The sequence below is a fragment of the Methylobacterium isbiliense genome (genome assembly GCF_022179325.1).
Lineage (GTDB): Bacteria > Pseudomonadota > Alphaproteobacteria > Rhizobiales > Beijerinckiaceae > Methylobacterium > Methylobacterium isbiliense.
In genome coordinates this window covers 41,028-57,023 of sequence record NZ_BPQQ01000056.1, presented here as the reverse complement: position 1 = coordinate 57,023, position 15,996 = coordinate 41,028, and the positions used below count along the sequence as shown (strand labels likewise).

Genomic DNA, 15,996 nt, shown 5'->3' with positions numbered 1-15,996 from the left:
CCGCTCGCGGTTGCGGTCGGCCTCGCGCTCGGCCTTCAGCTTCTCGGTGAGGTCCTCGCCGGTCTGCTGGTCGACGACCTTCATGGACAGGCGGATCTTGCCGCGCTCGTCCTGGCCCAGGAACTTCACCTTCACCTTGTCGCCTTCCTTCACCACGTCGGTGACCTTGGCGACCCGCTGGGCGGCGAGTTCCGAGATGTGGACGAGGCCGTCCTTGGCGCCGAAGAAGTTGACGAAGGCGCCGAACTCCATCGTCTTCACCACCGTGCCGTCGTAGATCATGCCCGCTTCCGGCTCCGCCACGATCGAGCGGATCCAGTTGTAGGCCGCCTTGATGGCCTTGCCGTCGGACGAGGCGATCTTGATGATGCCGGTGTCCTGGATGTCGATCTTGGCGCCGGTCTTCTCCACGATCTCGCGGATGACCTTGCCGCCCGTGCCGATGACCTCGCGGATCTTGTCGGTGGGGATCTGCATGGTCTCGATGCGGGGCGCGTGCTCGCCGAGTTCCGGCCGGGCCGTGGTGAGGGCCTTGGCCATCTCGTCGAGGATGTGGGCGCGGCCCTCCTTGGCCTGGTCGAGGGCGACCCGCATGATCTCCTCGGTGATGCCGGCGATCTTGATGTCCATCTGCAGGGAGGTGACGCCCTCGGTCGTGCCGGCCACCTTGAAGTCCATGTCGCCGAGGTGGTCCTCGTCGCCCAGGATGTCGGAGAGCACCGCGTAGCGCTCGCCCTCCAGGATCAGGCCCATGGCGATGCCCGCCACCGGACGGCGCAGGGGCACGCCCGCATCCATCAGCGACAGCGAGGCGCCGCAGACCGAGGCCATCGAGGAGGAGCCGTTCGACTCGGTGATCTCCGACACGACGCGGATCGTGTAGGGGAACTCGTGCGCCGCCGGGAGCAGCGGGTGCACGGCGCGCCACGCGAGCTTGCCGTGGCCGATCTCGCGCCGGCCCGGCGAGCCCATGCGGCCGGTCTCGCCCACCGAATAGGGCGGGAAGTTGTAGTGAAGGAGGAACGTCTCCTTGTAGGTGCCTTCCAGCGCGTCGATGAACTGCTCGTCGTCGCCGGTGCCGAGCGTCGCCACGACCAGCGCCTGGGTCTCGCCGCGGGTGAACAGGGCGGAGCCGTGGGCGCGGGGCATCACGCCGACCTCGGAGACGATCGGGCGCACGGTGCGCACGTCGCGCCCGTCGATGCGCGAGCCGGTGTCGAGGATGTTCCAGCGGACCACCTTCGACTGGGCCTCCTTGAAGGCGGCCTTGACCTTCTCGGGCTCGAACCTGGCCTCGCCCTCCTCGGGGACGAGGGCGGCCATCACCTTCGCCTTCACGGCGTCGACGGCGGCGTAGCGCTCCTGCTTGACGGTCTTCCTGTAGGCCTCGCGCAGATCCGCCTCGCCGACCTCCAGCACCGCCTTCTCGACCTCCGAGAGGTCGGTGGGCTGGAAGTCGCGCGGCTCCTTGGCGGCCTTCTCGGCGAGCCGGATGATCGCTTCGATCACCGGCTGGAAGTGCTTGTGGCCGAACATCACGGCCCCGAGCATCACGTCCTCGGGCAGTTCCTTGGCCTCGGACTCCACCATCAGCACGGCGGCGTCGGTGCCGGCCACCACGAGATCGAGGCTCGAGCCCTCCATCTCCTGGACCAGCGGGTTGAGCTTGTACTGGCCGCCGACATAGCCGACGCGGGCCGCGCCGATCGGCCCCATGAAGGGCACGCCTGAGAGGGTGAGCGCCGCGGAGGCCGCCACCATCGAGACGATGTCGGGGTCGTTCTCGAGGTCGTGCGAGAGCACGGTCACGACGACCTGGGTGTCGTTGCGCCAGCCCTCGACGAAGAGGGGACGGATCGGGCGGTCGATCAGGCGGGAGACCAGGGTCTCCTTCTCGGAGGGCCGGCCCTCGCGCTTGAAGTAGCCGCCCGGGATGCGGCCCGCCGCGTAGGCGCGCTCCTGGTAGTTCACCGTGAGGGGCAGGAAGTCGATGCCGGCTTTCGGCTCCTTCATCGACACCACGGTGGCGAGCACGGTGGTCTCGCCGTAGCTGGCGACCACGGCGCCGTCGGCCTGGCGGGCGACCTTGCCGGTCTCCAGCACCAGCTTGCGTCCGCCCCAGAGCAATTCTTCGCGTTGTACGTCGAACATGTCGTCATGCCTTCATGCGGTCGGTCCGGGCGGGGCGGCGCCAGCGCAAGACGGCGAGGGGCTCGGGAATCGCGGCGGGCCGCATCCTGCCTCGAGCCTCTGGCGATCCTGCCCTGGCGGTGACGCCCGCGGGACCCGGAGGGTGAGCGGCCGGACCCATTCCGGCCCACTCGGGACGCGCCCCCCGCGACGGGGAGCCCGCGTCGGGCCCGGGGCTCCTCGGGACCCCCGGGCGAGAGCGCGGCCCGGAGAGGCCGGACCGCGCGATGGCCTTAGCGGCGGATGCCGAGGCGCTCGATGAGGGTGCGGTAGCGCGCCTCGTCCTTGCGCTTCAGGTAGTCGAGGAGCGACCGGCGCTGCGAGACCAGCTTCAGCAGGCCGCGGCGCGAGTGGTTGTCCTTGGTGTGGGTCTTGAAGTGCCCGGTGAGGTTGGCGATCCGCTCGGTGAGGATCGCGACCTGAACCTCCGGCGAACCGGTGTCCTCGCCGCCGCGGGCATAGTCCTTGATGAGCGCCGTCTTGCGCTCCGCCGTGATCGACATCGCGTGTCCTTCTTGCGTACGGGTTGAGGTCGTGTGCGGCGTGCCGCCGCTTCCGCTCCGGCTGCGGCCGGGCCGGGATGTCGTCCAGCGCGGTCGTCCAAAGCGAAAAGCCCCGCCATGCGTCAGGCGAGGGGCCGCCCTCCTATACACGATCCGGCCGGCCGCGCCACTCCCGGATGCACGGGGGGCGCGGCCGCGCGGGGTGTCGTCACGCCCGGCGCCGGCTCCCGGGGCCGCCGTCAGTAGGTCGCCCGCCCGCCCGAGACGTCGAAGACGCCGCCGGTGCTGAAGGAGGCCTCCTCGCTCGCCAGCCAGCAGATCAGGGCCGCGACCTCGTCGACGGTGCCGAACCGCCCGATCGGGATCTTCGAGAGCATGAAGTCGATGTGCTCCTGCGTCATCTGATCGAAGATGGCGGTCTTCACGGCAGCCGGGGTGACGCAGTTGACCCGGATGTCGGTCCTGGCCAGTTCCTTGCCCAGCGACTTGGTGAGCCCGATCACCGCGGCCTTCGAGGCGCTGTAGGCGGAGGCGTTCGGGTTGCCCTCCTTGCCGGCGATCGAGGCGACGTTGACGATCCGGCCGTAGCCGGTCTTCTCCAGAACCGGGATCGCGGCCCGGTTGCAATAGAACAGGCCGTGGACGTTGACGTCGAAGACGTGCTTCCAGGCCTCGGTCGGGTAGTCCCGCACCGGGCCGTTGGGGCCGGTGATGCCGGCGCTGCAGACCAGCACGTCGAGGCCGCCGAGGGCCGCGACGCTCGCCTGCATGGCGGCCTCGACCCGGGCCGGATCCACGATGTCGAGCGCCTGGACGTCGGCGGCGCCGGATTCGGTCCTGGCGCGGGCGAGCGCCTCCGCGTTGACGTCCCACAGGCTGACCGCGGCGCCCTCGGCCGCGAGGCGCGCCGCGACCGTGAGGCCGATGCCGGAGGCGCCGCCCGTGACGATGGCGCGGCGGTTGCGGAAGCGGTTCGCGTCGGTCATCGCCTCAGCCCTCCTGCCGCCGCCACGCCATCACCTCCTGGCGCTGCTCGCCGAGCTTGGCGATGCCGAGCGTCATGACGTCGCCGGGCTTGAGGTAGACGGGCGCGGGCTTGATGCCCATGCCGACGCCGGGCGGGGTGCCGGTGGTGATGATGTCCCCCGGCATCAGGGTCATGAAGCGGCTGACGTAGGACACGATCTCGGCGCAGCCGAAGATCATCGTGCGCGTGCTGCCGGTCTGCATGCGCCGGCCGTTGAGGTCGAGCCACATGTCGAGATCCTGCGGGTCGCCGACCTCGTCGGCCGTCACCAGCCAGGGTCCGACCGGCCCGAAGGTGTCGCAGCCCTTGCCCTTGTCCCAGGTGCCGCCGCGCTCGATCTGGAATTCGCGCTCGCTGACGTCGTTGACGAGGCAGTAGCCGGCGACGTGGGCGAGCGCCTCCGCCTCCTCGACGTAGGCGGCGCGCCGTCCGATCACGATCCCGAGTTCGACCTCCCAGTCGCCCTTCACGGAATCGCGCGGCAGCATCACCGGGTCGTTCGGCCCGCTGAGAGAGGAGATCGCCTTGGTGAAGACCACGGGCTCGGTCGGGATCGGCAGGTTCGATTCGGCCGCGTGGTCGGCGTAGTTGAGGCCGATGGCGATGAACTTGCCCACGCCCGCGACCGGCACGCCGAGCCGCGGCGTGCCCTCGACGAGGGGCAGGGAGGACGGGTCGAGCCGCGCCAGGGCGGCGAGGCGCTCCGGCGCCAGGGCGTCGGGGCCGAGATCGGGCAGGTGGGCCGAGAGGTCGCGGATGCGGCCCTCCGCATCGAGGAGGCCGGGCCGTTCCCGGCCCGCCGGGCCGTAGCGCAAGAGCTTCATGTCGGAGGGTCCTGGTGGCGTGTGCAGGGTGCTTCTTGGCAGGGTGGCGGCCGGGCGGGCGCGCCACCTGGCCGCGCGGGGCCGCGCGGGGCCGGCGGATCGGAATCAGGGTCGCTGTGCGGGCACGGTCATCGGCGTCCTCCCGGGCAGCCGCTGGCGGGCTCGCCCAAAATCCCATATGTTGGGATGATGTTCTTGTATGTGGGACGATAGCCGGATGGGCGCGAAGGCGTCAACAACGGGGCGGGAGCCTGCGGCGGGCAGCCAGACGCTGCTGCGCGGCCTCGACATCCTGGAGGCGGTGGCGGCGGGAGCGACCGACCTCGCCGCCCTGTCGGCGGTCCTCGGCACCCCGCGCAGCACGACCCACCGCCTCGCCGCGGCGCTGGCCGAGCGGCGCTACCTGAACTTCGTGCCGCGCGAGGGCTACAGCCTGGGGCCGAAGCTGCTCGAACTCGGCTTTCGCGCCCAGCACGCCGTGGCGCTCACCCGCGTGGCCCGGCCCCATCTCGACCGGCTCTCGGCGGTCTGCGACGACACGATCCATCTCGGCGTCCTCGACGGGGAGTGGACGCTCTACCTCGACAAGATCCCGGGACGGCGGCGCATCGAGGTGAGTTCGCGGGTCGGCGAGCGCCAGCCGGTCTGGTCGACGGGGATCGGCAAGGCCCTGATCCTCGACCTGGGCGAGGCGGAGTGGCGCCGCTTCCACGCGGTGGGCGAGGCGCGCGGCGCGCGGCGCGAGCGGGACCTGGAGGGCTGGCTCGACCGCATGCGCGCCTATGCGCGCCGCGGCGTCGCCTTCGACCGGGAGGAGAACGAGCCGGAGGTCCGCTGCGTGGCGGCGCCGATCCGGGACGCGAGCGGCGCCATCGTGGCGGCGTTCAGCGTGACCAGCACGGTGCAGTACATGGACGAGGCGCGGATGGAGCGCCTCGCCGACGAGATCCCGGGCTGGGCGGGGGAGATCAGCCGGGCGCTGGGCTGGCCGGGACGGCGGTGAGCGGGGCGACGGAGCCATCCGTCTTCACGACGGCGGTCCAGGTCGATCCGCCGCATGCCCCAGCGTCTTCGGCCCGGCCTCTGCCGCTTCGGCGGCTGGACCTCAGGCCGAGTATGTCTATGATCGGGCGCGATCCTGCGGAACCAGGTGGGATCTGCTTCCGCCTCGAGCAAAGGAAACCTTCACATGCCTCGAGAGTTTTTGCTGAACTGGTATTTCTGAGACGGCCGGCGGCCGGATCGCTCGCCTCCGTTCCGCCGGCCTCTCACCCGCGCACGGGGAGCACCCCCGGTCCGGGGATGGCCCCAGTCCGTATTCGTGGTCGCCCATCATGCATTCCATCGCTCTTCCGCAGACGGAACTGTCCTACTCGTCACCGAGCTTCGTGCGCCTGCTCGAATCGCACCACCTGTCGGGGACATGGAGCTGGACGTTCCGGACGGACGAGCATGTCTGGTCGCCGGGCCTTCTGCGGCTGCTCGGCATCGACGCCACTGCGGTCGCGCCGAGCTACGCACTGCTGACGCGGCTGGTCCATCCCGAGGACGCGCACATCCTCGAGAGCCCCGCGCAGGTGAAGCGCGACGGCATCGTGGGCACCCACACGGTCCGGTTCATCCGGCCGGACGGCACCCTGCGCATCCTGACGAGCCGCGGCGAGATCTACGTCGACCCGGACGGCCGGCCCCGGGCGGCCGCGGGCATCCTGCTCGACGTCACCGACACGGAGCGCCTCGCGCAGGCGCAGCGCGAGGAGCAGCGCCGCCGCCGCGCGCTGTTCGAGCAGACGCAGTCCTGGACCCACGCCTCGCTCTATGCCAGCTCGCGCCGGGTCGGGTCCCGCGAGATCCTCAGCCTGACCGGGATCACGCAGGCGGATTTTCAGGCCGACTGCACCCGCGTGATCGCCCCCGACGACCGCTCGCGCATGACCGCGCACATCCGGGCCATGATGGAAGCCGGCGGGCCGTTCGAGGCCCGCAAGCGCCTGATCCTGGCCGACGGCGCGCAGGGCGACTTCCGGTTCGTCTACGTGCCGATCCGCGACGAGCAGGGCCGGATCGGCAGCTGGGCCACGCTGGCCTCCCGGCTCGCCGGCCCGAAGGCCGCCCCCCTCGACCAAGCCGTCCGCGACGGGCTCGTGCAGGCGGTCGAAGGGTACCACCTGCGGGCGGCGCGCGGATTGCTCGGCTGGTCGATGAACGACCTCGCGCGGGCGAGCGGGCTGTCCCTGTCGACCATCCGCCGGATGGAGGACGGCGCCGAGGGTACGGCGCGCAGCCGGCCCGCCGCCGTGGCCGCCCTGCAGAGCGCCGGGATCGGCTTCCTGCTCGTGGACGGCAACACGCTCGCGGTCGCCAAGCGCTGAACCGGGCAGGCGCTGAACCACGCGGGTGCCGGGCGGCGCCTACAGCTCCAGTTCGACCGTCACCGGCACGTGGTCGGAGGGCCGCTCCCAGGCGCGGGTGTGCCGCGCCGCCGTCACGGCGCGCACGCTGCCGGCGAGGTCGGGCGTGACCCAGATGTGGTCGAGGCGCCGGCCCTTGTCGGCGGCGGCCCAGTCGGGGGAGCGGTAGCTCCACCACGTGTAGATCTTTTCCGGCTCGGGCCGCAGGTGCCGCATCGTGTCGACCCAGCCGGCCTCGCCCCGCAGGGTCTCCAGGCGCTCGGTCTCGACGGGCGTGTGGCTCACCACGTCGAGGAGCTGCCGGTGCGACCAGACGTCGTGTTCGAGCGGCGCCACGTTGAGGTCGCCGACGAGGATCGCGGGCCCGCGCGGGCGCTTGGCCCCCCAGGCGCGCAACTCGTCCATGAAGGCGAGCTTGTGGGCGAACTTGTCGTTCAGGGCTGCGTCCGGCACGTCGCCGCCCGCCGGGACGTAGAAGTCGTGCAGCACGATGCCGGCCGCCGCCCCCGCCTCGGGCCCCAGCACCGCCGCGATGTGGCGCGCGTCCCGGCGCTCGCAGAACGCCATCCGCTCCTCGGAGACGAGCGGCAGGCGCGACAGGATGGCGACGCCGTTATAGCCCTTCTGCCCGGCGAAGACGACGTGCGGATAGCCGAAGCCCTGCAGCTCCTTGAGGGGAAAGCGGTCGTCCGGGCACTTGGTCTCCTGCAGGCACAGCACGTCGGGCCGCGCCTCGTCGAGGAAGCGGCGCACGAGGTCGATGCGCAGGCGGACGGAGTTGATGTTCCAGGTCGAGACGGTGAGGCGCACCGGGGATCTTCCAAGAGGTTCGGCGGCAGATTTCGCGGCAGGTTTCACCTGCGGCCCATGCGGACCCGCGTCGGCACCACGCCGCAGGCCTGCCGGACGGGGATGGCGAGGATCAGCGCGTCTGCGATTGCTGGCGCATGCGCTGCTCCAGTTCCTTGTCCTCGGCCCGGCCGTAATTGATGACGAACATCATCCCGTCGATGGGCCGGCCGCGCTGCAGGTTGGAGAGCACGACGGTGGTCTGGTAGCCCTGCGGATCGGTGATCCGCCACTGGCTCAGGGTCTTCATCGCCTCGTCGAAGTAGAGGACGATGCGCGAGGTGCCGCCCAGCGTCGAGCGGTCCTCCAGGCTGATGCGCACGCCGCCCGGATCGGCCGCCACGTCCGTCACCGTGAGGTCGCGGGCGAGGTCGATCTTCTCGCGCAGCAGGAATTTCAGCGGCGTCTGCGAGATGAAGTAGAGGTCCTGCGTCGCGAGCTTGCGGTCGCGCACCGCCACCGAGGTGCCGTCGGCGACGACTTCGAGCGGCGAGGGCTGGTCGTAGTCGAAGCGCAGCCGCCCGGGCTTGGCGAGGTAGAGCTTGCCGCCGATCTTGCGCCCGTCCGCGCCGATCTGGACGAAGCCGCCGGTGAGCGTCGAGACCCCGTTGAAGTAGGCGTTGGCGCGCTCGACCACCGCGGCCGGGTTCGCCGGGTCGACGGCCGCCGGCGTGGTGACGGCGGCGACCTGCTGGGGCGGTGCGGCGGGGATGGGGGCGGCCTCGGCGGTCTCGGCCGGGGCGCGGGTGCCGCCGAGGGCGGCGGGGCGGCGGGGCGGCAGGGGAGCCCGCACGCCCGAACCCGAGCCGGCCCCGGCCGGGGCGCCCGCCGGGGCCGGCTCGGGCGCGGGAGCGGGAGCGGGCGCCGGGTCCTTGCGGCCGAACAGGCCGTCGAGGAAGGACGTCACCTGCGCCTGGGCGGGCGGGGCCGCGAGCGCGCCTGCGACGCAGAGGGCCGCCGCGAGGACGGGGAGCGGGCCGGGACGGGTGCGACGGCCGGTCATCGGCAAGGGCCTCCCTGGGAACGGACGCGGGGCGGGTCCGTCCGCCGGACCGGGTGCGCCGCGGCGGACGAGCCGGCGTTAGAGCCGGCCCCTGTGGCGAATATGCGACTGGGCGCGCCGGAGACGGGCCGGGACATGCTCACGCCTCCTCGCCGGCTCCGGCCCCCGCCGCACCGGCCGCGGCCTCGACCAGAATCTCGCGCTTGCCGGCATGGTTGGCAGGGCCGACGATGCCCTCGCGCTCCATCCGCTCCATCAGCGAGGCCGCCCGGTTGTAGCCGATCTGCAGCCGCCGCTGGATGTAGCTCGTCGACGCCTTCTTGTCCCGCAGCACCACCGCCACCGCCTGCTCGTAGAGGTCCGCCGCCGGTTCGGCGAAGCCACCCTGGTCGAAGACCGGCGTGTCGGCGGCCGCCTCCGCCGCCTCCTCCTCGTCGGCCGTGACCGCGTCGAGATAGGCCGGGCGCCCCTGCGTCTTGAGGTGGGCCACCACGCTCTCGACCTCGGCATCCGAGCAGAACGGGCCGTGCACGCGCGTGGTGCGCCCGCCGCCGGCCATGAACAGCATGTCGCCCTGGCCCAGAAGCTGCTCGGCGCCCATCTCCCCCAGGATCGTCCGGGAGTCGATCTTGCTCGTCACCTGGAACGAGATCCGGGTCGGGAAGTTCGCCTTGATCGTGCCGGTGATCACGTCCACCGACGGACGCTGCGTCGCCATGATCAGGTGGATGCCCGCCGCCCGCGCCATCTGCGCCAGGCGCTGGATCGCCCCCTCGATGTCCTTGCCGGCCACCATCATCAGGTCGGCCATCTCGTCCACGATGATCACGATGTAGGGCAGGGCCGAGAGGTCCATCACCTCGTCCTCGTACACCGCCTCCCCGGTCTCCCGGTCGAAGCCCGTCTGCACCGTCCGGATGATCACCTCGCCCCGCTCGCGCGCCTCCGCCACCCGCGCGTTGAACCCGTCGATGTTGCGCACCCCCAGGCGCGCCATCTTCTTGTAGCGCTCCTCCATCTCGCGCACGGCCCATTTGAGGGCGATCACCGCCTTCTTGGGATCGGTGACGACGGGGGAGAGCAGGTGCGGGATGCCGTCGTAGACCGACAGCTCCAGCATCTTGGGATCGACCATGATCAGGCGGCACTCCTCGGGCTTCATGCGGTAGAGGAGCGAGAGGATCATGGTGTTGATGGCCACCGACTTGCCCGAGCCGGTGGTGCCGGCCACCAGCAGGTGGGGCATGCGGGCGAGATCGGCGATGATGGCCTCGCCGCCGATGTTCTTGCCCAGGCAGAGGGCGAGCTTCTGCTTGGTCTCGGCGAAGGCGGGGGCGGCGAGGAGTTCGCGCAGGTAGACGGTCTCGCGCTTGGCGTTGGGCAATTCGATGCCGATGGCGTTGCGGCCCTGGACGACGGCGACGCGGGCGGAGACGGCGGACATGGAGCGGGCGATGTCGTCGGCGAGCGAGATCACCCGCGAGGACTTGGTGCCCGGCGCCGGCTCCATCTCGTACAGGGTGACGACCGGGCCGGGCCGCACCGCCAGGATCTCCCCGCGCACGCCGAAATCCTGGATCACCTGCTGCAATTGCACGGCGTTCGCCTGCAGGACGTCCGCATCGAGGCTGCTGCCGTCGGAGGCGCGGGCCTCCGCCAGGAGGTCGAGGGGCGGCAGTTCGTAGGGCGCCGCGACGGCCCGCGGCACCGGGCGGGGCAGGGGGGCCGGATGGGCGAGGGGCGCGATGATGTCGTCCTCGTCCTCCGCATCGTCCGCGTCGAGCCCGAGGTCGAGGTCGAGCCCGGCATTGCCGATCACCACCGGGGCCGGTTCGGGCGGCGCGGGCTCGGCGGGCAGCGGCGCGGGGGCGGCCGGAGCGTCGTGCGGCGGCCGCGCGGCGGGCAGCTGCAGGGAGGCTGCGGCGAAGCGCCGGACCAGCCCGTACGCGACGGGCGGGAGGGATGCGGGCGCGCTCACCGCGGCCGGAACGGCGACGGGCAGGGATTCCGGCCGCACCGCCCCGGCGAAGGTGGGGACCGCCGCCGGCGCGGGCTGCGGGTCCGCGATCGGGGCGGCCTCGACCGGCCCGACGGGCCGGTTGTCCTGATCCTCGGCGGGGGGCTGGCGCCAGTCGCGCCGCAGCAGCGCGTCGAACGGAGAGGCTTCGAGCCGGGGCGTCGCGTCCGGCGGAACCTCCGCGGCGACGCAGGCCGCGGCGTCCGCCGAGGGAAGGGCGGGTTCTTCGGCCGGGGCGGCCCAGCCGGGCGCCGGTTCGGCGGGCAGGGGCGCCGGCCCGGCGGGCGAGGATATCGGCCCGGCGGGTGCGCCCTGCACCGTGACGCGCGCCGCCCAGGTTCCGACGAACGGCGCATCTGCCCGGTAGAGCGGAGGCTCGGGTTCGGCGGCCGGAGCCGGCACGGGATCGGCCTCCTCGGCCACCGGAGCCGGCGCGGCGGGCTCCGCGTCCACGGATCCGGCCGGGTCGGCCGGCGGCGCGCCGACGGGCGTCGCCTCGCGGGCGAACAGCGCCTCCGGCAGGTGCGGCACCACCGGCGGCCACGCGAAGCACAGGAGGGCGCGAGCCGCCCCGAAGGGGGGCTCGCCATCCGGCGCGGGGGCCGGTGCGGGCTGCATCGCCGCAGCCGGGTCCGGGTCGGCCTCGGACGGTCCGGCGACGGGCTCCGGAACCGGCACGAATTCCGCGATCGGCGCAAAGTCCGGGATCGGCGCGAACTCCAGGCCCTGTGCGGACTCCAAGCCCTGTGCGGGCTCTTGGACCCGTACGGCCTCTTGGACCTGTACGGCCTCTTGGACCTGTACGGCCTCTTGGACCGGCGCGGGCTCCGGCAGCGGGACGATCTCGGGAAAGGCCGGCGCGGGAGGGGCCATTCCCTCGACGGCGACATGACCTTCGACGACTTGGCCCTCGACGACTTGGCCATCAACGACGTGGCCATCAACGACGTGGCCCTCGGCGACGTGAGCGTCGGCGATGGGGCGCAGGAGATGGTCCGGCGTGCGGGTGAAGCGCACGCCGGGGGGCAGCACGTAGGGCTGGCGCCAGCGCGGCAGCGGCGGCAGGGCCTGCGCCTCCGCGGCGAGGCGCTCGGCCTCCGCGGCCGCCGCGACGGCGGCGCGCTCGGCCGCGGCCTGCTCCTCGGCGGCCCGCTGGGCGGCCTCGCGGGCCTGGGCCTCCTCCTCGCGCCGCCGCCGGCGGGCCTGGAGGACGTGGTCGGGCGTGCGGGTGAAGCGCAGGTCGGCTTCGGGCCGCGCCGGTGCGGGGCGCGGCTCGGGGGCCGGGCGCGGGGCGGCCGCCCGCTCGGCGTCGGCGGCCTGCTGGCGCGATTCCGCGGCCTGCCGGCGCACGCGCGTCAGGACCGTCCGGGCCGGGCCGGCCGGCGGGATCGCCAGCCACGCATCCTCCATGTCGGGACCGGGCCCGGCGGGGCGCGGCGGCTCCGGCGGGCGGGCGGGCGCCGGCACCGCGGCCCGCGGCGGCGCGACGGCCACGGGCGCGGCGGCCGGCACGGCGGGAAGGGCGGGGACCGGCGCCACGGCGGCCGGCGGCGCGACCGGGTCAGTCTGCGGCATGGCGGGCGCCACGGCTTCCGGCATGGGCGGCCACGGCTCGGCCGGATGCGCCCCGGAGACCGGGTGCGACCCGGGAGCAGGGTAGGACTCGGGAGCCGGGTGCGGCGCGTGGGCCGCACGGGATGCGGGATGCGGCGCGGTCGCGCGCACGAGGTCCGGCGTCCAGGACGGCGCCGGATGGGGCAGGTCGGTCATCCAGCGCGGGGCCGAGCGCCGGTCGAGGCCGGCGGGAGCGGGCAGGGCCGGCAGCGCCGGCGGCCGGTGGCTCGGCGGCGCGATGCGCCGCGCCAGCAGGGCGCGCAGGCTGGTGAGGGTGTGGGCCAGGGCGCCGAGCGTGAGCCCGCGGCGCGCGGCCGGTTGGGTGGCGTCGCGCATCCCGTGCGGGTCGCGGCGGGTCGAGTCGGAGAGAGGTGGCCGTCCCGATGATCTCATGATGCTGGCTGGCTTGGGCGGTCCGCGCCGCCCGCGGCCGCTGCTTGGCTCCAGTTAGGCGGGGTATCGTTAACGCCCGCTTAGGCGGCAGGCCGCGGCGGCGTCCCGCATCTCCGCCGGCCCGGAAGCGCGGACCCGGCCCGCCGCGGGCCCGGCCCGCCGCGCGGGTCTCTCCCGCACGAGGCCGGGTGCCGACGCGGCGCCTCGCGCGTTAAGGTTTGCGACACGACCGACCCGCCCGGAGGCCCCGTCCGCGATGTTCCGATCCCTCTACCGGCACGGCTTCGCCCGGGTCGCGGCCTGCGTCGGCCGCAGTCACATCGCCGCGCCCGCGGCGAACGCCGCCGAGGTGCTGGCGCTCGCCCGCCGCTGCCACGACGACGGCGTCGCGGTCGCGGTGTTTCCGGAACTCTGCCTGTCGGCCTACGCGATCGAGGACCTGCTCCTGCAGGAGACGCTCCTCGACGCCGTGGAGGCGGCGCTCGCCACCCTGGCGGAGGCCAGCCGCGACCTCCTGCCGATGCTGATCGTCGGCGCGCCGCTGCGGCACGGCCACCGGGTCTACAACACGGCGGTGGCGCTGCACCGCGGGCGGGTGCTCGGCGTGGTGCCGAAGAGCTACCTGCCGACCTACCGGGAATTCTACGAGAAGCGCCACTTCGCCGCCGGGGCGGGGATGGCGGGCGAGACCATCCGCCTGTCGGGCACGGAGGTCCCCTTCGGCACCGACCTGCTGTTCCGGGCCGAGGACCTGCCCGGCCTCGTCGTCGGGATCGACGTCTGCGAGGACATGTGGATCCCGGTGCCGCCGGGCGCGCTCGCGGCGCTGGCGGGCGCCACCGTGCTCGTGAACCTCTCGGGCAGCCCGATCACCATCGGGCGGGCGGAGAGCCGCAAGCTCCTGTGCCAGTCGGCCTCGGCGCGCTGCCTGTGCGCCTACGTGTACGCGGCGGCGGGGCCGGGCGAATCGACCACCGACCTCGCCTGGGACGGCCAGACCGTCATCTACGAGGACGGGGCGCTGCTGGCCGAGAGCGAGCGCTTCCCGGACGGGCCGCAGGTCACGCTCGCGGATGTCGACCTCGACCGCCTGCGCCAGGAGCGCGCCCAGATGGGCAGCTTCGACGACAACGCCCGGGCGGTGCTGGGCGACAGGCCCTGGCGGCGCATCGGCTTCACCCTGGCGCCGCCGGCGGCCGATCTCGGGCTCGCCCGCACGGTCGAGCGCTTCCCCTTCGTGCCGGCCGACCCCGCCCGCCTCGCGCAGGATTGCTACGAGGGCTACAACATCCAGGTGGCGGGCCTCGCCCAGCGCCTCTCGGCCATCAGCACCAGGAAGGTGGTGATCGGCATCTCGGGCGGCCTCGATTCGACGCATGCCCTGATCGTCGCCGCCAAGGCGTTCGACCGGCTCGGCCTGCCGCGCACCGACATCCTCACCTACACGATGCCGGGCTTCGCCACCTCGGCCGAGACCAAGAGCAACGCCCACCGGCTGATGGCGGCGCTCGGCACGCAGGCGCGCGAACTCGACATCCGCCCGGCCGCCCGCCAGATGCTCGCCGACATGGGCCACCCGTTCGGGCGCGGGGAGCCGGTCTACGACGTCACCTTCGAGAACGTGCAGGCGGGCCTGCGCACCGACTTCCTGTTCCGCCTCGCCAACCAGAACGACGCGATCGTGGTGGGCACCGGCGACCTCTCGGAGCTGGCGCTGGGCTGGTGCACCTACGGGGTCGGGGACCAGATGTCCCACTACACCGTCAACGCGGGCGTGCCCAAGACGCTGATCCAGCACCTGATCCGCTGGGTGATCGCCTCCGGCCAGTTCGCGCCCGAGGTCAACGCCACGCTCGACGCCATCCTGTCGACCGAGATCTCCCCCGAGCTGGTGCCCGCGGCCGAGGGCGAGGCGATCCAGAGCACCGAATCCAAGATCGGTCCCTACGCGCTGCAGGACTTCACCCTGTTCTACACCCTGCGCTACGGGTTCCGGCCCTCGAAGATCGCCTTCCTGGCCTGCCATGCCTGGGAGGACGCGGCGCGCGGCCCCTGGCCGCCGGGCTTCCCCGAGGCGCGCCGCGGCGCCTACGCGCTGCCGGAGATCCGGTCCTGGATGAAGGTGTTTCTCGGGCGCTTCTTCGGCTTCGCCCAGTTCAAGCGCTCGGCCCTGCCGAACGGCCCCAAGGTCGCGGCGGGCGGCGCGCTCTCGCCCCGCGGCGACTGGCGCGCGCCCTCCGACGGCAACGCGCGGGCGTGGCTGGAGGAGCTGGAGCGCAACGTGCCGGAGGCCTGACCCCGTCTCCGCCTGATCAAAGCGGAGACGGGCTCAGCAAGCCCGCGCGGTGGAGCCCACGGCTCCACACGACTGAGCGAAGCCCACATCCGCCATCCCGAAGGGATCAAGCGGATGGGGTATGAGCCCCCGGGCGGAGCGGCCGCCGAGGCGGGGGCTGAGGCTCAGAGCACCAGGTTCTCGTCGAAGCGGTCGGGAGAGAGCGGCAGGCGGAACTCCACCGCGAGGCCGCCCTTGAACTGGCGCACCACCTTGCAGGGCGTGCGGCCCACGACGACGGCGGCGTCGAGCGGCAGATCCGCGTCGCAGGCGATGGCCGCGCCCGAGAGGGAGACGTCGACGATGCGGGCCGGGATCTCGCGCCCGCTCTCGAGGCGCAGGGTCACGGCGGCCTGATGCGGCACCACGCGCTCGTGGCGGCGGTCCTCCGGCAGGCCGAGGCTGGCGCGGTTGGCGAGCCACGTGAGCTGCGAGGCGATTTTTTCGCGCTTGTGCGGCGTGGCGCTGATCGCCACCGCGAACCCGTCCGGCATCAGGCGGGCGATGGTCCCCTCGATCCGCCCGAGATGCTCCAGGTAGATCACCGTGCGCTCACCGAGCTCGCCCGGGACCGCGCAGACGATCCGGACGCCGCCGGGCGAGATGTCGACGGTCTGGCAAGGGTATTCCTTGCGGTCGGAGAGCATGTAGCGGCCGAGCAGCGCGACGCCGACCCGCTGGTGCCGGCGTCGGTCCTCCGCCTTGGCCGAGAGGGCCAGGGCCGTCGACAGGCGCAGACGCGACGGCGCGGCGTGGGACATGGGCGCGGACCTGGGCGCGGACATGGGCGCGGAGCCTATCGGGACCACCAATTCCCCATCCTTGCGCCC

The 15,996-nt window shown here is 73.0% G+C and carries 11 protein-coding genes; 3 read left to right on the top strand and 8 right to left on the bottom strand.

The features are described 5' to 3' along the window. The 4 genes from pnp to MFF61_RS22160 form a co-directional block, all read right to left on the bottom strand. Nucleotides 1-2,151 (bottom strand): polyribonucleotide nucleotidyltransferase (pnp, locus tag MFF61_RS22175; RefSeq protein ID WP_238238783.1); only part of this gene is annotated, 2,151 nt, incomplete at its 3' end. A gap of 272 nt (nucleotides 2,152-2,423) precedes the next feature. Then, nucleotides 2,424-2,693 (bottom strand): 30S ribosomal protein S15, encoded by a 270-nt coding sequence (rpsO, locus tag MFF61_RS22170; RefSeq protein ID WP_238238771.1) that lies wholly within the window; start codon nucleotides 2,691-2,693, stop codon nucleotides 2,424-2,426. A 239-nt stretch (nucleotides 2,694-2,932) separates the two neighbouring features. Then, nucleotides 2,933-3,679 carry an SDR family NAD(P)-dependent oxidoreductase gene (locus MFF61_RS22165; protein ID WP_238238768.1) on the bottom strand — a complete coding sequence of 249 codons (747 nt, stop codon included), beginning with the start codon at nucleotides 3,677-3,679 and terminating at the stop codon, nucleotides 2,933-2,935. Nucleotides 3,680-3,683: 4 nt separating this feature from the next. Beyond that, nucleotides 3,684-4,544 (bottom strand): 2,4-didehydro-3-deoxy-L-rhamnonate hydrolase, encoded by an 861-nt coding sequence (locus MFF61_RS22160; RefSeq protein ID WP_238238766.1) that lies wholly within the window; start codon nucleotides 4,542-4,544, stop codon nucleotides 3,684-3,686. A gap of 217 nt (nucleotides 4,545-4,761) precedes the next feature. Here MFF61_RS22160 and MFF61_RS22155 point away from each other — a divergent pair, with 217 nt between their 5' ends. Both MFF61_RS22155 and MFF61_RS22150 read left to right on the top strand, forming a co-directional pair. Beyond that, nucleotides 4,762-5,547 (top strand): IclR family transcriptional regulator, encoded by a 786-nt coding sequence (locus tag MFF61_RS22155; RefSeq protein ID WP_238238763.1) that lies wholly within the window; start codon nucleotides 4,762-4,764, stop codon nucleotides 5,545-5,547. Between the two features lie 331 nt (nucleotides 5,548-5,878). Beyond that, on the top strand, nucleotides 5,879-6,916 hold the full coding sequence (locus tag MFF61_RS22150; RefSeq protein WP_238238760.1) for a PAS domain-containing protein: 1,038 nt from the start codon (nucleotides 5,879-5,881) through the stop codon (nucleotides 6,914-6,916). 39 nt (nucleotides 6,917-6,955) lie between these two features. Here MFF61_RS22150 and MFF61_RS22145 read toward each other — a convergent pair whose 3' ends face one another. The 3 genes from MFF61_RS22145 to MFF61_RS22135 form a co-directional block, all read right to left on the bottom strand. Further along, complete coding sequence (locus tag MFF61_RS22145) at nucleotides 6,956-7,765, bottom strand: exodeoxyribonuclease III (protein ID WP_238238757.1); 810 nt, start codon at nucleotides 7,763-7,765, stop codon at nucleotides 6,956-6,958. A 112-nt stretch (nucleotides 7,766-7,877) separates the two neighbouring features. Continuing rightward, nucleotides 7,878-8,807 carry an outer-membrane lipoprotein carrier protein LolA gene (locus MFF61_RS22140; protein WP_238238754.1) on the bottom strand — a complete coding sequence of 310 codons (930 nt, stop codon included), beginning with the start codon at nucleotides 8,805-8,807 and terminating at the stop codon, nucleotides 7,878-7,880. Nucleotides 8,808-8,946: 139 nt separating this feature from the next. Continuing rightward, a complete protein-coding gene (locus MFF61_RS22135; RefSeq protein ID WP_238238751.1) occupies nucleotides 8,947-12,774 on the bottom strand; it encodes a DNA translocase FtsK in 3,828 nt (1,275 codons plus the stop codon). A gap of 313 nt (nucleotides 12,775-13,087) precedes the next feature. On the opposite strand from MFF61_RS22135, the gene MFF61_RS22130 reads away from it, so the two are divergent. Next, nucleotides 13,088-15,127 carry an NAD(+) synthase gene (locus MFF61_RS22130; protein WP_238238749.1) on the top strand — a complete coding sequence of 680 codons (2,040 nt, stop codon included), beginning with the start codon at nucleotides 13,088-13,090 and terminating at the stop codon, nucleotides 15,125-15,127. A gap of 164 nt (nucleotides 15,128-15,291) precedes the next feature. On the opposite strand, the gene MFF61_RS22125 is transcribed toward MFF61_RS22130, so the two are convergent. Beyond that, nucleotides 15,292-15,927: a PilZ domain-containing protein gene (locus tag MFF61_RS22125; RefSeq protein WP_238238746.1), complete on the bottom strand. Its 636-nt coding sequence runs from the start codon at nucleotides 15,925-15,927 to the stop codon at nucleotides 15,292-15,294. Nucleotides 15,928-15,996: the final 69 nt, after the last annotated feature.